This is a genomic window from Pseudomonas sp. FFUP_PS_473 (assembly GCF_002858665.1).
Lineage (GTDB): Bacteria > Pseudomonadota > Gammaproteobacteria > Pseudomonadales > Pseudomonadaceae > Aquipseudomonas > Aquipseudomonas defluvii.
The window spans coordinates 1-16,108 of record NZ_PJQQ01000011.1 but is presented as its reverse complement, the minus strand read 5'-3'; the positions used below and the strand labels follow the sequence as shown (position 1 = coordinate 16,108).

15 protein-coding genes are annotated in these 16,108 nt (G+C 61.4%); 6 read left to right on the top strand and 9 right to left on the bottom strand.

Going from position 1 to position 16,108, the window contains the following annotated elements:
- Positions 1 to 72: 72 nt before the first annotated feature.
- The 4 genes from CYD26_RS09525 to CYD26_RS09510 all read right to left on the bottom strand — a co-directional run bounded on the left by CYD26_RS09525 (position 73) and on the right by CYD26_RS09510 (position 5,183).
- Complete coding sequence (locus CYD26_RS09525; protein ID WP_065760095.1) at positions 73 to 699, bottom strand: TetR/AcrR family transcriptional regulator; 627 nt, start codon at positions 697 to 699, stop codon at positions 73 to 75.
- Between the two features lies 1 nt (position 700).
- Positions 701 to 2,284 carry a glutamate--cysteine ligase gene (gene gshA, locus CYD26_RS09520; RefSeq protein WP_102052455.1) on the bottom strand — a complete coding sequence of 528 codons (1,584 nt, stop codon included), beginning with the start codon at positions 2,282 to 2,284 and terminating at the stop codon, positions 701 to 703.
- 197 nt (positions 2,285 to 2,481) lie between these two features.
- The gene (locus CYD26_RS09515) at positions 2,482 to 2,865 is read right to left on the bottom strand and encodes a PaaI family thioesterase (protein WP_099776217.1); all 384 of its coding nucleotides are present in this window, start codon (positions 2,863 to 2,865) and stop codon (positions 2,482 to 2,484) included.
- Positions 2,865 to 5,183, bottom strand: coding sequence for a Tex family protein (locus CYD26_RS09510; protein WP_065760098.1), 2,319 nt, complete (start codon positions 5,181 to 5,183; stop codon positions 2,865 to 2,867). The genes CYD26_RS09515 and CYD26_RS09510 overlap by 1 nt, the downstream gene beginning before the upstream one ends.
- 229 nt (positions 5,184 to 5,412) lie before the next feature.
- Here CYD26_RS09510 and ompR point away from each other — a divergent pair, with 229 nt between their 5' ends.
- Both ompR and CYD26_RS09500 read left to right on the top strand, forming a co-directional pair.
- Positions 5,413 to 6,153, top strand: a complete 741-nt coding sequence (gene ompR / locus CYD26_RS09505; RefSeq protein WP_065760099.1) for a two-component system response regulator OmpR — start codon at positions 5,413 to 5,415, stop codon at positions 6,151 to 6,153.
- Between the two features lie 127 nt (positions 6,154 to 6,280).
- Positions 6,281 to 7,594, top strand: a complete 1,314-nt coding sequence (locus CYD26_RS09500) for an ATP-binding protein (RefSeq protein ID WP_065760100.1) — start codon at positions 6,281 to 6,283, stop codon at positions 7,592 to 7,594.
- Here CYD26_RS09500 and rimK read toward each other — a convergent pair.
- Together rimK and CYD26_RS09490 are read right to left on the bottom strand one after the other, a co-directional pair.
- Positions 7,591 to 8,496: a 30S ribosomal protein S6--L-glutamate ligase gene (gene rimK, locus CYD26_RS09495; RefSeq protein WP_065760101.1), complete on the bottom strand. Its 906-nt coding sequence runs from the start codon at positions 8,494 to 8,496 to the stop codon at positions 7,591 to 7,593. The genes CYD26_RS09500 and rimK overlap by 4 nt on opposite strands.
- Complete coding sequence (locus CYD26_RS09490) at positions 8,493 to 8,975, bottom strand: ATP-dependent zinc protease (RefSeq protein WP_102052454.1); 483 nt, start codon at positions 8,973 to 8,975, stop codon at positions 8,493 to 8,495. Before CYD26_RS09490 ends, rimK begins: the two co-directional genes overlap by 4 nt.
- A 110-nt stretch (positions 8,976 to 9,085) precedes the next feature.
- Between CYD26_RS09490 and CYD26_RS09485 the strand changes: the two genes are divergently transcribed.
- From CYD26_RS09485 to CYD26_RS09470, 4 genes are all read left to right on the top strand, one after another.
- Complete coding sequence (locus tag CYD26_RS09485; RefSeq protein WP_102052453.1) at positions 9,086 to 9,484, top strand: RNA-binding S4 domain-containing protein; 399 nt, start codon at positions 9,086 to 9,088, stop codon at positions 9,482 to 9,484.
- A 250-nt stretch (positions 9,485 to 9,734) separates the two neighbouring features.
- Positions 9,735 to 10,637 (top strand): Hsp33 family molecular chaperone HslO, encoded by a 903-nt coding sequence (gene hslO / locus CYD26_RS09480; RefSeq protein WP_102052452.1) that lies wholly within the window; start codon positions 9,735 to 9,737, stop codon positions 10,635 to 10,637.
- A 179-nt stretch (positions 10,638 to 10,816) separates the two neighbouring features.
- Positions 10,817 to 12,361 carry a phosphoenolpyruvate carboxykinase gene (locus tag CYD26_RS09475; RefSeq protein WP_065760105.1) on the top strand — a complete coding sequence of 515 codons (1,545 nt, stop codon included), beginning with the start codon at positions 10,817 to 10,819 and terminating at the stop codon, positions 12,359 to 12,361.
- An 827-nt stretch (positions 12,362 to 13,188) separates the two neighbouring features.
- Positions 13,189 to 13,614: a thioesterase family protein gene (locus CYD26_RS09470; protein ID WP_102052451.1), complete on the top strand. Its 426-nt coding sequence runs from the start codon at positions 13,189 to 13,191 to the stop codon at positions 13,612 to 13,614.
- A 2-nt stretch (positions 13,615 to 13,616) separates the two neighbouring features.
- Here the strand turns inward: CYD26_RS09470 and CYD26_RS09465 are convergent, their stop codons facing one another.
- The 3 genes from CYD26_RS09465 to CYD26_RS09455 all read right to left on the bottom strand — a co-directional run bounded on the left by CYD26_RS09465 (position 13,617) and on the right by CYD26_RS09455 (position 16,030).
- Positions 13,617 to 14,273 carry a response regulator transcription factor gene (locus tag CYD26_RS09465; RefSeq protein WP_065761089.1) on the bottom strand — a complete coding sequence of 219 codons (657 nt, stop codon included), beginning with the start codon at positions 14,271 to 14,273 and terminating at the stop codon, positions 13,617 to 13,619.
- Positions 14,274 to 14,396: 123 nt separating this feature from the next.
- On the bottom strand, positions 14,397 to 15,257 hold the full coding sequence (locus CYD26_RS09460; protein WP_083199865.1) for a protein-glutamate O-methyltransferase CheR: 861 nt from the start codon (positions 15,255 to 15,257) through the stop codon (positions 14,397 to 14,399).
- Positions 15,258 to 15,538: 281 nt separating this feature from the next.
- On the bottom strand, positions 15,539 to 16,030 hold the full coding sequence (locus CYD26_RS09455; protein WP_102052450.1) for a glycine zipper domain-containing protein: 492 nt from the start codon (positions 16,028 to 16,030) through the stop codon (positions 15,539 to 15,541).
- Positions 16,031 to 16,108: the final 78 nt, after the last annotated feature.

Below are 16,108 nucleotides of genomic sequence, written 5' to 3'. Positions count from 1 at the left end.
CTTTCAGTTCACACGCATCGCGTGTGGTGGAGGCACTACATATTGCTGGAGATATTGCTGGGGGTTGGCGTACTAGCGACGAGGCAGGAACGGTGGTAGGTAGAGGCCCAGGTAGGCGTCGAATACGCGCATGCCTTCTTCCGCCATGCGCGGGGTGATCTGCCCGTAAAGCTGTATCGAGCGGGCGTAGACCCGGTCGCCCAGCTCCATGGCCAGTGCAAACACATCCACGTCATTCGGCAGTACCGGCAACTGGAAGTGCTGCTCGAACAGCTTGTGCATCAAGTCGCCCAGTTCGATGTCGTGCTGGCGATCAGCCTGGGTCACTTCGCTCAGGCCATGCTGGGCGAGGATCAACTGGCGGGCAGCGGCATCGTCGTTGTAGATGCTCAGCATGCGCTGTTCCACCAGCCGTGACAGGTCATGCCAGGTGTTCAGCCGCGTCGGCTCGATGGGTGCCTGCAGGCAGGCCCGGAACGCACGGTGAACATCGGCAGTGAGGGCCTCAAGCAGTGCCGGAACACTGGCGAAGAAGTGGTACACCGACGACGGCGGAATCTGCGCCCGCTCGGCCACGCTGTAGATCGACAGGCTGGCCACACCCTCGCTGGCCAGTAGCGTGCGTGCCGCATCGAGAATGGAGTCGATGCGGGCCTGGCTACGGGCGCGAGGTTTACGTGGAGTGGTGGTACGGGTCATGTCAGTTGCTGATCGCCAGGATGCTGGCCTGGTAGGCGCTGACGAACAGGTCGAAATCCCCCACTTCCTGGCGCTCAAGTTCAGCCTGAGCGGCGAGCGACGTGCGGGCCATAGCCTCGAAACGCTGCAGTTCCTCGGCAGGCAATGCCTGGCTGCGCAAGTATTCGGCGTGAACCTTGCTCTGGCGCAAGGAGAACTCACTGAAGCTTTCGCGGTTCTCGGTCATGCTCGCCAGCACCTGTGCCGAAGGCGTCAATTCAGGGTCGTCGACCTTGGCCTTTTGCTGGGCCAGCGCGCTGACGTGCTCATGCCCACCCTGGCTCTGGTCAAGCAATTGCGCCAGCGGCGCAATGCGCTCCAGCAGTTCCTCGGCCCACTGCGTGAGTGTCACCGGTTGCCCTTGGCGTTGCAGCGTCAGGCCTGGGCGGCGCCCTTCCTTGACGACGGTAAGGAAGTTGCTGGTGCATTGGCCGCATTCGCCATTTTCCAGCAACGGGCTTTCTTCCAGCGCGCAGTACAGCAGGAAGGCGTCGAGGAAACGCGCTTCAGCCAGGTCGATGCCCGTTGGCAGGAAGGGGTTGATATCCAGGCAACGCGCTTCGACGTACTGCACGCCACGCGCCATCAATGCCTGGATCGGCCGCTCGCCGGTGTAGGTCACCCGCTTGGGTCGAATGTTGGAGTAGTACTCGTTTTCGATCTGCAGGATGTTGGTGTTGAGCTGAACCCACTCACCATCCTTGTGCGTACCGATTTCGACATATGGCGGGTAAGGCGTACCCACCGCTTTGCGCAAGCTGTCGGTATAGCTGTTCAGGTCGTTGCAGCAGGGCGTCAGGCCGGCTTGTGCATTGCTCTGGTAGCCCAGGTCACTCATGCGCAGGCTGGTGGCGTAGGGCAGGTACAAGGTACTGGCGTCAAAGCTTTCCAACTGATGGGGGCGGCCACGCAGGAAGCCCGCATCCAGCGCTGGCGAGGCACCGAACAGGTACATCAGCAGCCAGCTGTAGCGCCTGAAGTTACGGATCAGGGCGATATAGGCGGCGGACTGATAATCGCGCTCGCTGCCTTCGGCACCTTCGGCCTGCATCAGCAGTGGCCAGAGTTTTTCCGGCAGCGAGAAATTGTAATGAATACCGGCGATGCACTGCATGGTGCGGCCATAGCGCAGGGCCAGGCCCTTGCGGTAGACGTACTTGAGCTGACCGATGTTGGAGGTGCCATACCAGGCGATCGGGATGTCCTCCTCGGCGGGCAGCGGGCAGGGCATCGACGGGCTCCACAGGTATTCGTCGCCCAGTTTGGCGTAGGCGAAACGGTGGATATTCTCCAGGCTCTCCAGGGTTTTTGCCGGGTCGGTCAGGGCTGGGGTAATGAACTCCAGCAGCGACTCCGAATAGTCCGTGGTGATCTGTTCATGGGTCAGGGCCGAGCCCAGCGCCTCGGGGTGCGGGGTCTGTGCCAGGCGACCGTCCTCGGTCACGCGCAGGCATTCGCGCTCAATACCATGCAGGCACTGCTCGAGCAGGGAGAGGTTGTCACGCTGGCCGAGCAGGCTCAGGCGGCGGTTGAGAAGTTCGCTCAAGATGGATTCCTTCACGGTCAGTCGCCCCAATATGGGGGTAGAGATGACGGTCTACAAGGGTGAAGAGAGGAACTGGCGTTGTCGCCTGGTTATCGCAGGCCGGGCCTGCAGGCTCATGCCCCGATTTTCGGGGCACAAAAGACGGTTTCGGCAGTACCTGCGCACTGGCGAAAATAGCCTGAAACAGCAAGCGTCGGCTAGAGGACCGAAAAGGTCCCCTGTGCCTTGGCGACCAATTTGTCGCCCTGAAGCACGTCGGCGTCGACCACCAGCGTGCGTCGCCCGGCATGCAGTACACGAGCGATACACAGCACGTCGCCTTCGCTGACAGCACGCAGGTAGTTGATCTTGCATTCCAGGGTAACGCTTTGCTGGTCGAAACCGTGGGCGCTGGAACAGGCCAGGCCCATGGCGATGTCGACCAGGCTGAACAGCGCGCCGCCATGCAGTTTGCCGCCACGGTTGCGCAGGTGCTCCTGCAGCGACAGGGCAACCTCCGCAACGCCGTTGTCCAGGCGTTGCAGGCGGCAGCCGAGCAATTGGCTGAATGCGCTCTGGACGATACCTTCAGGTGCTTCCATCAACGTTTCTTCAGCTGTTTGGCGTTGGCGAACAGCGAGGCCATGGCGTTGTTTGCCGGGGCGGCGGTTTCCTTGGCCCGTGCCGGCGCGCTCTGTTGGCGAGGTGCCGAGCCTGGGCGGCTGCCACGGGCGCCGTCGACTTTCTCGCCGGGTGTGTCACCCATGCGCATCGACAGGCCAACGCGTTTGCGCGGGATGTCCACTTCCATGACCTTGACCTTGACCACGTCACCGGCCTTGACGGCTTCACGCGGGTCCTTGATGAACTTCTCCGACAGCGCGGAAATATGCACCAGGCCGTCCTGATGCACGCCGATGTCGACGAAGGCACCGAAGTTGGTGACGTTGGTCACGACGCCTTCGAGAATCATGCCGGGTTGCAGGTCCTTGAGGTCTTCGACGCCTTCCTGGAACTCGGCGGTCTTGAATTCCGGACGCGGGTCACGGCCTGGTTTGTCCAGTTCCTGGAGGATGTCGGTGACAGTTGGCAGGCCGAAGGTTTCGTCGGTGAACTTTTTCGGGTCCAGGCGCTTGAGGAAGCCACTGTCACCAATCAGCGAGCGAATGTCGCGATCGGTCTCGGCGGCGATACGCTGTACCAGCGGGTAGGCTTCCGGGTGAACAGCCGAGGCGTCCAGCGGGTTGTCGCCGTTCATCACGCGCAGGAAGCCTGCCGCTTGCTCGAAGGTCTTCTCGCCCAGGCGGCTGACTTTCTTCAGCGCGGCGCGGGTCTTGAAGGCACCGTTGGCATCGCGGTGCGCGACAATGTTCTGTGCCAGGGTGCTGTTCAGGCCGGAAATGCGCGACAGCAGTGCTACCGACGCGGTGTTGACGTCAACGCCGACGGCGTTCACGCAGTCCTCGACCACGGCATCCAGGCCACGTGCCAGCTTGAGCTGCGACACGTCATGCTGGTACTGGCCGACCCCGATGGACTTCGGATCGATCTTCACCAGTTCGGCCAGCGGGTCCTGCAGGCGACGGGCAATGGACACCGCACCGCGCAGGGATACGTCCAGCTCGGGGAACTCGCGGGCAGCCAGTTCCGAAGCCGAGTACACCGACGCGCCGGCTTCGGAGACCATGATCTTGGTCATTTTCAGGGCGGGATACTTCTTGATCAGTTCGGCGGCCAGTTTGTCGGTTTCGCGGCTGGCAGTACCGTTGCCGATGGCGATCAGTTCAACCGAGTGCTTGGCGCACAGCGCGGCCAGCACGGCGATGGTCTGGTCCCACTGGTTTTTGGGTACATGCGGGTACACCGTGGCGGTGTCGAGCAGCTTGCCGGTGGCATCGACCACCGCTACCTTGCAGCCGGTGCGCAGGCCCGGGTCGAGGCCCAGGGTCGCGCGCGGGCCGGCGGGCGCGGCCAGCAGCAGGTCATGCAGGTTGTGGGCGAAGACGTTGATGGCCTCGCTTTCGGCGTTGTCGCGCAGCTCACCGAACAGGTCGGTTTCCAGGTGGGTGTAGAGCTTGACCTTCCAGGTCCAGCGCACCACTTCGCCCAGCCACTTGTCGGCAGGACGGTTCTGGTTACGCAGGCCGAAGTGCTCACCGATCATCAGCTCGCATGGGTGCAGGGTGCCCGGCAGTTCTTCGCCAATTTTCAGCGAGGCGGCCAGCACGCCTTCGTTGCGGCCGCGGAAAATGGCCAATGCGCGGTGCGATGGCACGCTCTTGAGCAGTTCATCGTGTTCGAAATAGTCGCGGAACTTGGCCCCTTCTTCTTCCTTGCCTGCCACCAGGCGGGCGCTGAGCACGGCTTCCTGCTTGAGGAAACTGCGCAGCTTGGCGAGCAGGCTGGCGTCTTCGGCGAAGCGTTCCATCAGGATGTACTTGGCGCCTTCCAGTGCCGCCTTGACGTCGGCAACACCTTTCTCGGCGTCGACGAAGCGCGCGGCTTCGGTTTCCGGGTTCAGTTGCGGGTCGTTCAGCAGGCCGTCGGCCAGCTCGCCCAAGCCGGCTTCCAGGGCGATCTGGCCCTTGGTGCGGCGCTTCTGCTTATAAGGCAGGTAAAGGTCTTCAAGGCGGGTCTTGGTGTCGGCCAGCTTGATCTCGCGGGCCAGTTCGGGTGTCAGCTTGCCTTGTTCCTCGATGCTCGCCAGGATGCTCACGCGCCGTTCGTCGAGTTCGCGCAGGTAGCGCAGGCGCTCTTCCAGGTGACGCAGTTGGGTGTCGTCCAGGCTACCGGTGACTTCCTTGCGGTAACGGGCGATAAAAGGCACCGTGGAGCCTTCATCAAGCAGGGTCACGGCCGCCTCGACCTGCTGCGGGCGGACGCCGAGTTCTTCGGCAATGCGGCTGTTGATGCTGTCCATAAAACCACCTGACAAATTGTGAATGCGGGGGCCGCAGGCCGACGCGGGGCGCGGGCGGCAGTGGATCAAAGGCGCGCATTATACCCGCCACATCCGGCTTGCGGTGATAGCAGCAGGCCAGCCTGGCGCCGGGTCCGACTGGCATCGGGGGAAAAATCTGCTAACAATGCACACGTCACGGCCCGTGGCGGCTAGGCCATAATGCTTGCCGAGATTAAAGGAGCGACCTATGAGCAGCACTGCACAAACCGCTGAAGGCGAGAAAATCCTCATCGTCGATGACGATCCGGGGCTGAGCAGCCTGCTGGAGCGTTTTTTCACCAGCAAGGGCTTCCGTGCCCGCGCTGTACCGAATGTCGAACAGATGGACCGCCTGCTGGCCCGTGAAGTCTTCAATCTGGTCGTGCTTGATCTGATGCTGCCGGGAGAGGATGGCCTCTCGGCCTGTCGCCGTCTGCGGGCGGCGAACAACCAGGTCCCGATCATCATGCTGACCGCCAAGGGTGACGAGCTGAGCCGGATCAAGGGACTGGAACTGGGCGCCGACGATTACCTGGCCAAGCCGTTCAACCCCGACGAACTGGTGGCACGGGTCAAGGCCGTGCTGCGCCGCCAGGCGCCTTCGGTGCCAGGTGCGCCGGGCACTGAAGACGAGACCGTCACTTTTGGCGACTACGAACTGTCGCTGGCCACCCGCGAGCTCAAGCGTGGCGACGAAGTACACATGCTCACCACCGGTGAATTCGCCGTACTCAAGGCACTGGTCATGCACGCCCGTGAGCCGCTCACCCGTGACAAGCTGATGAACCTGGCCCGAGGGCGTGAATGGGATGCGCTGGAGCGCTCCATCGACGTACAGATTTCGCGTCTGCGGCGCATGATCGAGCCCGACCCGTCCAAACCGCGCTACATCCAGACCGTTTGGGGTGTTGGTTATGTGTTCGTACCGGACGGCAACGCCGGCAAGTAACGTTTCGGTTGTAGACGTGCGTCACAGGAAGCGGGGCTACCTTAACGGTGCCCTGCTTTTTGCTTGTGTCGAGGTCCGCAAAGCCTGCGAGCCATGCTCGCTCCTGCAAGGTGTGTAGCTGTTGTCCATGAAAACGCCGCTGTGGTTCCCGCAAAGCTTCTTCGCCCGCACCCTTTGGCTGGTGCTGATCGTTGTGCTGTTTTCCAAGGCGCTGACCTTGGTTTACCTGCTGATGAACGAAGATGTGCTTGTCGATCGCCAGTACAGCCATGGCGTGGCCTTGACCTTGCGCGCCTATTGGGCCGCCGACGAGGCGGACCGTGAAAAAATCGCCGAAGCCGCTGGCCTGATCCGGGTGGTCGGTACCGGTGTGCCTGAGGGTGAGCAGCATTGGCCCTACAGTGAGATTTATCAGCGGCAGATGCAGGCCGAACTGGGCGCCGACACCGAGGTTCGCTTGCGTATCCATGCCCCTCCGGCCCTGTGGGTGCGCGCACCGAGCCTGGGCGATGGCTGGCTGAAAGTGCCGCTGTACCCGCACCCGCTGCGCGGCCAGAAAATCTGGAGCGTGCTGGGGTGGTTCCTGGCCATTGGCTTGCTGTCCACGGCCTCGGCCTGGATCTTCGTGCGTCAGCTCAATCAGCCGCTCAAACGTCTGGTGTTCGCGGCCCGGCAGTTGGGGCAGGGGCGTAGCGTGCGTTTGCCGATCAGTGATACGCCCAGCGAGATGACCGAAGTGTATCGGGCGTTCAACCAGATGGCCGAGGATGTCGAGCAGGCCGGGCGCGAGCGTGAGTTGATGCTGGCCGGTGTTTCCCATGACTTGCGTACGCCCTTGACCCGGCTGCGCCTGTCACTGTCGTTGATGAGCAATGACAGTGAGCTGACTGACGGCATGGTGCGCGACATCGAGGACATGGACGCCATTCTCGACCAGTTCCTGGCCTTTATCCGTGATGGCCGTGACGAGCCCGTGGAGGAGGTCGACCTCAGCGATCTGGTGCGTGAGGTGGTGGCACCCTTCAATCAGCCGGAAGAGCGGGTGCGCCTGTGCCTGGAGCCGATTCCGCCGTTCCCGCTGCGTCGGGTTTCGCTCAAGCGCATGTTGAACAACCTGATTGGCAACGCGCTGTATCACGCCGGCAAGGGCGTCGAAGTGGCTGCCTATGTCTCGGGTGACAGCAGTGCGCCCTATGTGGTGCTGAGCGTGCTGGACCGTGGTACGGGTATTGATCCAAGCGAGCTGGAGGGCATCTTCAACCCGTTCATTCGCGGCGACCGTGCCCGCAGTGGCAAAGGCACCGGGCTGGGCCTGGCGATCGTCAAGCGCATCGCGGCCCAGCACGGTGGCAATGTCGAGCTGCGCAACCGTTCCGGTGGCGGCCTTGAAGCACGGGTGCGTCTGCCCCTGGGCTTGTTGCTGCCCAGGGACGCGGTTTAGCCCTTACCCTTGGTGCGGGTCAGGTGCGGCCCGCCATTCTTCTCCAGGTGTTCGATGATCATCCCGGCAACGTCCTTGCCGGTGGTGACCTCAATGCCTTCCAGGCCGGGCGAGGAGTTCACCTCCATCACCAGCGGGCCATGGTTGGAGCGCAGGATATCCACACCGGCTACCGACAGGCCCATCACCTTGGCGGCACGGATGGCGGTCATGCGCTCTTCCGGGGTGATCTTGATCAGGCTGGCGGTACCTCCGCGATGCAGGTTCGAGCGGAACTCCCCCGGCTTGGCCTGGCGTTTCATCGAGGCGATGACCTTGTCGCCGACCACGAAGCAACGGATGTCGGCACCGCCGGCCTCCTTGATGTACTCCTGGACCATGATGTTCTGCTTCAGGCCCATGAAGGCCTCGATCACCGATTCGGCGGCCTTGGTGGTTTCGCACAACACCACGCCAATGCCTTGGGTGCCCTCGAGGACCTTGATCACCAGTGGCGCGCCATTGACCATCTGGATCAGGTCGGGAATGTCATCCGGCGAGTGGGCGAAACCGGTGATGGGCAGGCCGACACCACGCCGCGACAGCAACTGTAGCGAGCGCAGCTTGTCCCGCGAGCGGGCGATGGCCACCGACTCATTGAGCGGAAACACGCCCATCATTTCAAACTGACGCAGCACCGCGCAGCCGTAGAAGGTCACCGAGGCCCCGATGCGTGGAATGACCGCATCGAAGCCTTCAAGTGGTTTGCCACGGTAGTGGATCTGCGGTTTGTGGCTGGCGATATTCATGTAGGCGCGCAGCGTGTCGATCACGACCATCTCATGGCCGCGTTGGGTACCGGCTTCGACCAGACGACGAGTGGAATACAGACGCGGGTTTCGCGACAGCACAGCGATCTTCATGCAACACCTGTGGAAGGGGTGGGGGAGGCCGGGAAGGCCGGCTTGTCCTGAACATACTTGAGCCCGGGGTTGACCACCAATTGGCCGTCAACCAGGGCCTTGGAACCCAGCAGCAGGCGATAGCGCATCGCCTTGCGGCACGCCAGGGTGAACTCCACCTCCCAGACTCGGTCGCCGAGTGCCAGGGTTGTGCGGATCACATAGCGGATCTGGGCCTGACCGTTGGAGCTTTTAATGGTTTTCATCGCCACCAATGGCGCTTCACAGCGTCGATGGCGCAACTGCACCACCGAACCCAGGTGGGCGTTGAAACGGACCCAGCGCTGGCCGTCGCGTTCGAACGGTTCGATTTCGGTAGCATGCAGGCTTGAAGTGCTGGCACCGGTGTCGATTTTCGCACGCAGGCCGGCTACCCCGAGGTCGGGTAGCGCCACCCACTCGCGTAGACCGATCACGGTTAAATGGTCAAAAGTCTTCAAATTGCTAAACCTGCTCAAATGATCGGTGAACTGTAAGCACGCCGCGTACTTTTTGCATCCGCCAGTTACGGTAGTACAGTTCGATTGCAGATTGCGATCGAGGACATGAGATGGCACAAAAGCCCGAAGAAGACGACAAGGTTCGCCTGGACAAATGGTTGTGGGCGGCACGTTTCTACAAGACCCGAGCGTTGGCCAAGGCGGCCATCGAGAGTGGCAAGGTGCATTGCCGAGGTGAGCGCTGCAAGCCGGGCAAGGAGCCGCGGATAGGCGATGAGTTCGTCTTGCGCACCGGTTTCGACGAGCGCACTGTCGTGGTCAAGGCATTGTCGGTGGTGCGCCGTGGTGCCCCCGAAGCCCAGGCGCTGTACGAGGAAACAGCGCAGAGTATTGCCCGCCGTGAACAGGCGGCCATGCGCAAAGCGGGCGCGCTGGGTGTGACCACCGATGGGCGGCCGACCAAGAAGCAGCGGCGCCAGCTTCACCAGTTCCACGACACGGGTCATTGAGCGTTTGCGTGGTCGGCATTGCCATTCGTCGAAAGGCCGGCAGAGGCACTGGTCAAAAGGCCATAAGCGGAAACAGAGTAGGTGGGGTTGCAGTGTGTCTGTGTGAACCCGCCTTGCTTCGCTTGGATCAGTGGCCGATTGCCCATAAAATACCCGGTTCAAGCAGCACACCGTGGTACCCGCAGGTGCCCTGACGCGGCCCTTGATGGCCAGCCCATTTATTTTGTCACCTCTTAGAAAGCCAGAACTCATGCACGATTTGCCCGATACCGACTACACCCAACGCTTCATCTTCGACGAAAGCGATGTTCGCGGTGAGCTGGTTGCGCTCGAGCGTAGTTACGCCGAAGTGCTGGCCAAGCACACCTATCCGGAGCCCGTCGCGCAACTGCTCGGGGAACTGATGGCGGCAGCGGCGCTGCTGGTTGGCACGCTGAAATTTGATGGCCTGCTGATTCTTCAGGCACGCTCTGAAGGCCCGGTTCCATTGTTGATGGTTGAGTGCTCCAGCGAGCGCGAAATCCGCGGGCTGGCGCGTTACGATGCAGGCCAGATAGGCGATACGGCGACGCTGAGCGAACTAATGCCGGACGGCGTACTCGCACTGACCGTCGACCCTACCAACGGCCAGCGTTACCAGGGCCTGGTAGACCTGGACGGGGAGGACCTGTCGCAGTGCTTCACCAACTACTTCGTCATGTCCCAGCAGGTTGGCACGCGCTTCTGGCTCAAGGCCGATGGCAAAAACGCCCGTGGCATGTTGCTTCAACAACTGCCTGCCGATCGCCAGAAAGATGAAGACGATCGCGCCGCCAGCTGGCAGCACGTCACTGCCCTGGCCAGCACCCTGAGTGATGAAGAACTGCTTGGCCTGAACAACGAAACCATCCTTCACCGCCTCTACCACGAAGAGGCTGTGCGCCTGTTCGACATCCAGCCGCTGCGCTTCCGTTGCAGTTGCTCGCGCGAACGTTCGGGGAATGCACTGGTCAGCCTGGGTCAGGAAGATGCGCAGCAACTGCTGGCCGAGCATGGCGGTCATATCGAGATCGATTGCCAGTTCTGCAACGAACGCTACCTGTTCGATGCCACTGATGTGGCGCAATTGTTCGTGGGCGCGGGTGTTGAGGCACCGTCAGATACTCGTCACTGAAACGTTTAGCCTCAGGTAAATCTCCTGTCGAATGGCGGAAAAGCGCCGTTCTGACAGGAGGGCTCTACTTTTTTTGGGCGTTTCTGGCATAATCCGGCCACTTTTTTCGCTGTAGTAGTTTAAAAAGTTCTACTACAAAACGTTTGGAGCACTCGGCCTCAGGCCGGATGGGGAATCTCATGACGCAAGCCAACAACGCCGTGTACACCGATCTGAGTGTCGACGAGCTGGTACAAGAAGCCCTGAACCGCGGTGAAGGTGAGCTGGCCGATACTGGCGCCCTCGTCGTGAAAACCGGTCATCGCACCGGTCGTTCGCCGGTTGACCGTTTCATCGTAGAAGAACCAACCACTCAGGACGCTATTGCCTGGGGCCCGATCAACCGCAAGTTCCCGGCCGACAAGTTCGATGCCCTCTGGAACCGCGTCGAGGCCTACGTCAACGAGCGCGAGCATTTCGTTTCCCACGTGCATGTCGGTTCCGACGAAGCCCACTACCTGGCGGTCAAGATGACCACCGAGACGGCTTGGCACAACCTGTTTGGCCGTTGCCTGTTCATCAACCCGGAAACCTACAATCCGGGCGCCAAGCAGGAATGGCAGATCATCAACGCGCCGAACTTCGTCTGCGAACCTGAGCGTGATGGCACCAACTCCGACGGCACCGTGATCATCAACTTCGCCGCCAAAAAGGTGCTGATCGCAGGCATGCGTTACGCCGGCGAGATGAAGAAAGCGATGTTCTCGGTACAGAACTTCCTGCTGCCAGCGGCCGACGTGCTGCCAATGCACTGCGCTGCCAACATGGGCGAAGAGGGCGACGTGACCCTGTTCTTCGGCCTGTCCGGCACTGGTAAAACCACCCTGTCTGCTGACGAAAGCCGTTACCTGATCGGTGACGACGAGCACGGCTGGGGCGAAGGCGTGGTGTTCAACATCGAAGGCGGTTGCTATGCCAAGTGCATCGACCTGTCCGAGAAGAACGAGCCGGTCATCTGGAAAGCGATCCAGCACGGTGCTGTTCTGGAGAACGTGGTCATCGACCCGGTCACCAAGAAAGCCGACTACGCGGACGACAGCCTGACCCAGAACAGCCGTGCGGCCTACCCGCGCGAACTGATCGAGAAGCGTGCACCGAAAAACCTCGGCGGCGAGCCAAACGCGGTCATCTTCCTGACCTGCGACCTGACCGGCGTACTGCCGCCAGTGTCGATCCTCAGCGAAGAGCAGGCGGCCTACCACTTCCTGTCGGGTTACACCGCACTGGTTGGCTCCACCGAAATGGGTTCGGGTTCCGGCATCAAGTCGACCTTCTCCACCTGCTTCGGCGCTCCGTTCTTCCCGCGTCCTGCCGGTGAATACGCTGAGCTGCTGATCAAGCGTATCCGTGGCTTCAACTCCAAGGTCTACCTGGTCAACACTGGCTGGACCGGTGGTGGCTACGGCGTTGGCAAGCGTTTCAACATCCCGACCACCCGTGCGGTGATCGCAGCGATCCAGAGCGGTGCGCTGATCGGTGCTGAAACCGAACACCTGGACATCATCAACCTGGACGTGCCGAAGGCCGTTGAAGGCGTTGAAACCGTTCTGCTCAACCCACGTAACACCTGGGCTGACAAGGCAGCGTACGATGAAGCAGCCAAAGGCCTGGCCAAGCTGTTCATCGAGAACTTCAAGAAGTTCGACGTTTCCGATGCCATCAAGAACGCCGGCCCACAACTGTAAGTTGTCGCCAGCGCACTGACGAACCCCCGCTATTTAGCGGGGGTTTGTTTTTTAGGCCCAAAACATTCTGGCGTTGATCGCTGTGTGTTGGCTTGCCAATGATGCAGGCGCTGCGTACCCACTGACACCGCGCCGATACCATCGCAGGCAAGCCAGCTCCCACAGAAAAGCAGTGTACTGCGAGGCCCCCTGTGGGAGTTGACTTGCCAACGATGCAGGCGCTGCGTACCCACTGACACCGCGCCGATACCATCGCAGGCAAGCCTGCATCCCACAGAAAAGCAGTGTACTGCGCGGCCCCCTGTGGGAGTTGGCTTGCCGACGATGCAGGCGCCGCTTACCCACTGACACTGCGCCGATACCATCGCAGGCAAGCCAGCTCCCACAGAAAAGCAGTCTACTGCGCGGCCCCCTGTGGGAGTTGGCTTGCCAACGATGCGGGCGCTGCGTACCCACTGACACTGCGCCGATACCATCGCAGGCAAGCCTGCATCCCACAGAAAAGCAGTCTACTGCGCGGACCCCTGTGGGAGTTGGCTTGCCAACGATGCGGGCGCTGCGTACCCACTGACACCGCGCCGATACCATCGCAGGCAAGCCTGCTCCCACAGAAAAGCAGTGTGCTGCGCGGCCCCCTGTGGGAGTTGGCTTGCCAACGATGCAGGCGCCGCGTACTTGCTGGCACCGAGTTGATGCCATTGCAGGCAAGCTTGTTCCTACAGGAAATGCGGCGTTCTGCGCGGACCCCTGTGGGAGTTGGCTTGCCAACGATGCGGGCACCGCGCACTCTCTGACACTTTGTCGATGCCATCATCAGGAGGGATCGTATGTCCGAGACGGTTCAGCGTGATCATTACCCTCATTTTCACCCTGTTCAGACGCGCTGGCAGGACACTGATGCACAGGGTCATATCGCCGGTGCAATGGTTTATGCGTTCTTCGACAGTGCGCTGCAGGCGTACTTGATCGAACGTGCCGAACTGGACCCACAAGACGGCGAAGTGGTGGGTTTTGTCGTGAGTTCGTCCTGCGATTTCTTCGCTTCGGCAGCGTTCCCCGAGGCGTTGGCGGTTGGCGTGCGGGTTAGCCGCCTGGCCGGTAGTAGCGTCGAATACGCAGTGGCATTGTTCAAGGCCAATGACTCGCAAGCCTGCGCAGTAGGGCGCGTGGTACAGGTGTTCGTTGAGCGTGCTACAGGTCGCCCGGCAAGCCTGCCGGAGCGCTTGCAGGCGGCCTTGCAGGCGCTCCAGTAGGCTCAGTCGTTCAGGCGAATGATGCCTTCGCGCACGGCAAACAGCACCAAGCCCGGCACGTCGTGGATCTGCAGGCGGTGCATGATCTGCGAGCGATGGGCCTCGATGGTCTTGATGCTCAGGCCCAGGCCTTCGGCAATCGAGCGGGTCGACTCACCACGGGCAATCAGCCGAAGGATTTCCAGTTGGCGGGTGGTCAGTTGTGTCGTGGTGCCTATCGTCGGGCGCTTGCGGCTGTGTTTCACCGCCTGTTCGATCACCAGCGGCAGTACGGTGGCGGACAGGTACTGACTGCCGCTTCTTAGGGCATGCAGTGCCGACTCAAGTTCCGGCACGGTTGCGCTCTTGAGCAGGAAGCCGTGGGCGCCGTGTTGCAGGCATTTCATCACGAACTCCAGCTCTGAGCGGGACGATAGGATCAGTACGCGGCTCGACGGTACGCGCAGTTGCAGTTCGCCCAGAACCTCCTCGCTGTCGAGTGCGTGCTGGAGCATGTCCAGCACGATGATGTTCGGCTTCAGTTGTTCAGCCAACGTGATGGCCTTCAGGCCGTCGCCAGCCTCCCCAACGATGACATAGTCTTTTTTTTGTTCGAGCAATGCCCTCAGACCTGCTCTGAAGAGGGGCGAGTCATCGACAAGGAGTATTCGGCAAAGCATGGGTTCGAGCCTGTTTCGCAAGGGATGAGGAGCGACAGGTTTGCTCGGTCCATGTGAGCGCTGTCGCGGTGCTGCGCCATCAGTGTCGGTGTCGCGCCTGGGTGGCCTGCCGTGAGTGTGCAGTCATAAGCGTTCGAATACGGAAGGTAGTATCGGGCGAAGGGGAAGCGCCAGTTCGTGGATGCTTTCAGCGTGTCCGATAAACAGCAGGCCACCAGGGTGCAGGCGAGCCACTATGTCCTTGAGCAGGCTCGGCTTGTGCTCGCTGTCGACGTACATCAACAGGTTGCGCAGAAAGATGGCGTGGAAATGGCCCAGGTCGTCGGGCAATGGGTGGATCAGGTTGATGGTCTTGAGGGTTAGCCGTTGGCGCAAGCATGCACTCATGCGCAGGCGCCCGACCATCTGACCAATGCCACACAGGCCATGACGCTCTAGCCAGCCTTCAGGAAAATAGCGGGCCTGGGCAATATCGTAGATACCTGCTTGGGCAAGCGACAGCATGCGTGTACTCACATCGCTGGCCAGTACTTCCCAGTGATCGGTGGCGGCATGTTCGCTGGCAACCATGGCCAGGCTGTAGGCCTCTTCACCGGACGAGCAGGCGGCACTCCAGAGGCGCACCGGGCCTTGGTGTTTCGCTAACCATTGGCCGAGGTACTCGAAGTGACGGTGCTCGCGAAAGAAGTAGGTTTCCTTGGCAACCAGCAGGTCGATGGCCAGGCTGCGCTCAGCCTGATAATGAGGCTGTTCGAGTAACTGAAGGTAGTCGCGGTAGGTGTCCAGGCGGTGGTGGCGCAGGCGCTGATTCAGGCGGGCGGCGATCAGTGCGCGCTTGTCGTCGGTGATGACGACGCCGCAGCTTTGATGCACGAGTGTCTGCAACTGCTGGAACTCGGTAGGGTCGGGTAACGCCGGTTTGAAGTTTGCCAACCCTTTAGTGGCGACAAGCGTTCGGCTTTCAGCGTCATTACCTATCCGCATTCCTTGCGTCCTGCCTGATCTGAGGACGTTGGATGATAGCGCCCAGCCCTGTTTGCCCATATCAGGACTCCCCTTAAGCCGTTGGCATCGGGCAAGGTCGGGCCAGAGGGGTATGCGGTGGATTGGGGTGTTCCGGCCGCTTGGCGGCTCTTCTGCAACGCACCCGGAGCGTGAGCTCCGGGTGGATGCCAGCGGATCGCCAGGGGAGCGAACCGTTAGGTATTTGGCTTAAGCCAGTGACGTGATAGCGGTGTGCTTTTAGGCCGTTGTCGCGGCGGCTATCAGTCGTCGTGGCGCCAGTGACGGTGCTTGCGGTGGCCGTAGTGATGGCCGCGGTCACGGTAGTAACGACGGTCGTCGTAGTCGCGTCCGCGGTAACCACGTCCACGGTAGTCACGGTCTTCTTCGTCGGCTTCTCTGCCCATGTAGTTACCCAGCGCGCCACCGGCACCGCCACCGGCGGCTGCACCGATCAGGCTGCCTGTGGTGCCGCCCATGCTGCGACCCACCACGTTACCGCCGGCAGCGCCCAGTGCGCCCCCGATGGCGGCTTCGCCACGGCTGTGTTTGTTCGCGCCAACAGCACCACCGGCTGCACCACCGAGGCCCGCACCGATCGCAGAGCCGGTGCTGCCGCCAATCGACTGGCCGACGACCGAACCCAATACCCCACCCAATGCGCCGCCAATACCGGCTTCGGTGGTGCCGCCTGCCGAGGCAACGCCACTGAGCAGGCCGAGGGACAACAAGAGAATCGAGGAGTACTTCTTCATCTAAGAGGGTGTAGACAAAATCAAGTAGTAAGCCGACGGGCCAGCATGCGAGCTTCAGCCAACCATACCCATGCCGCA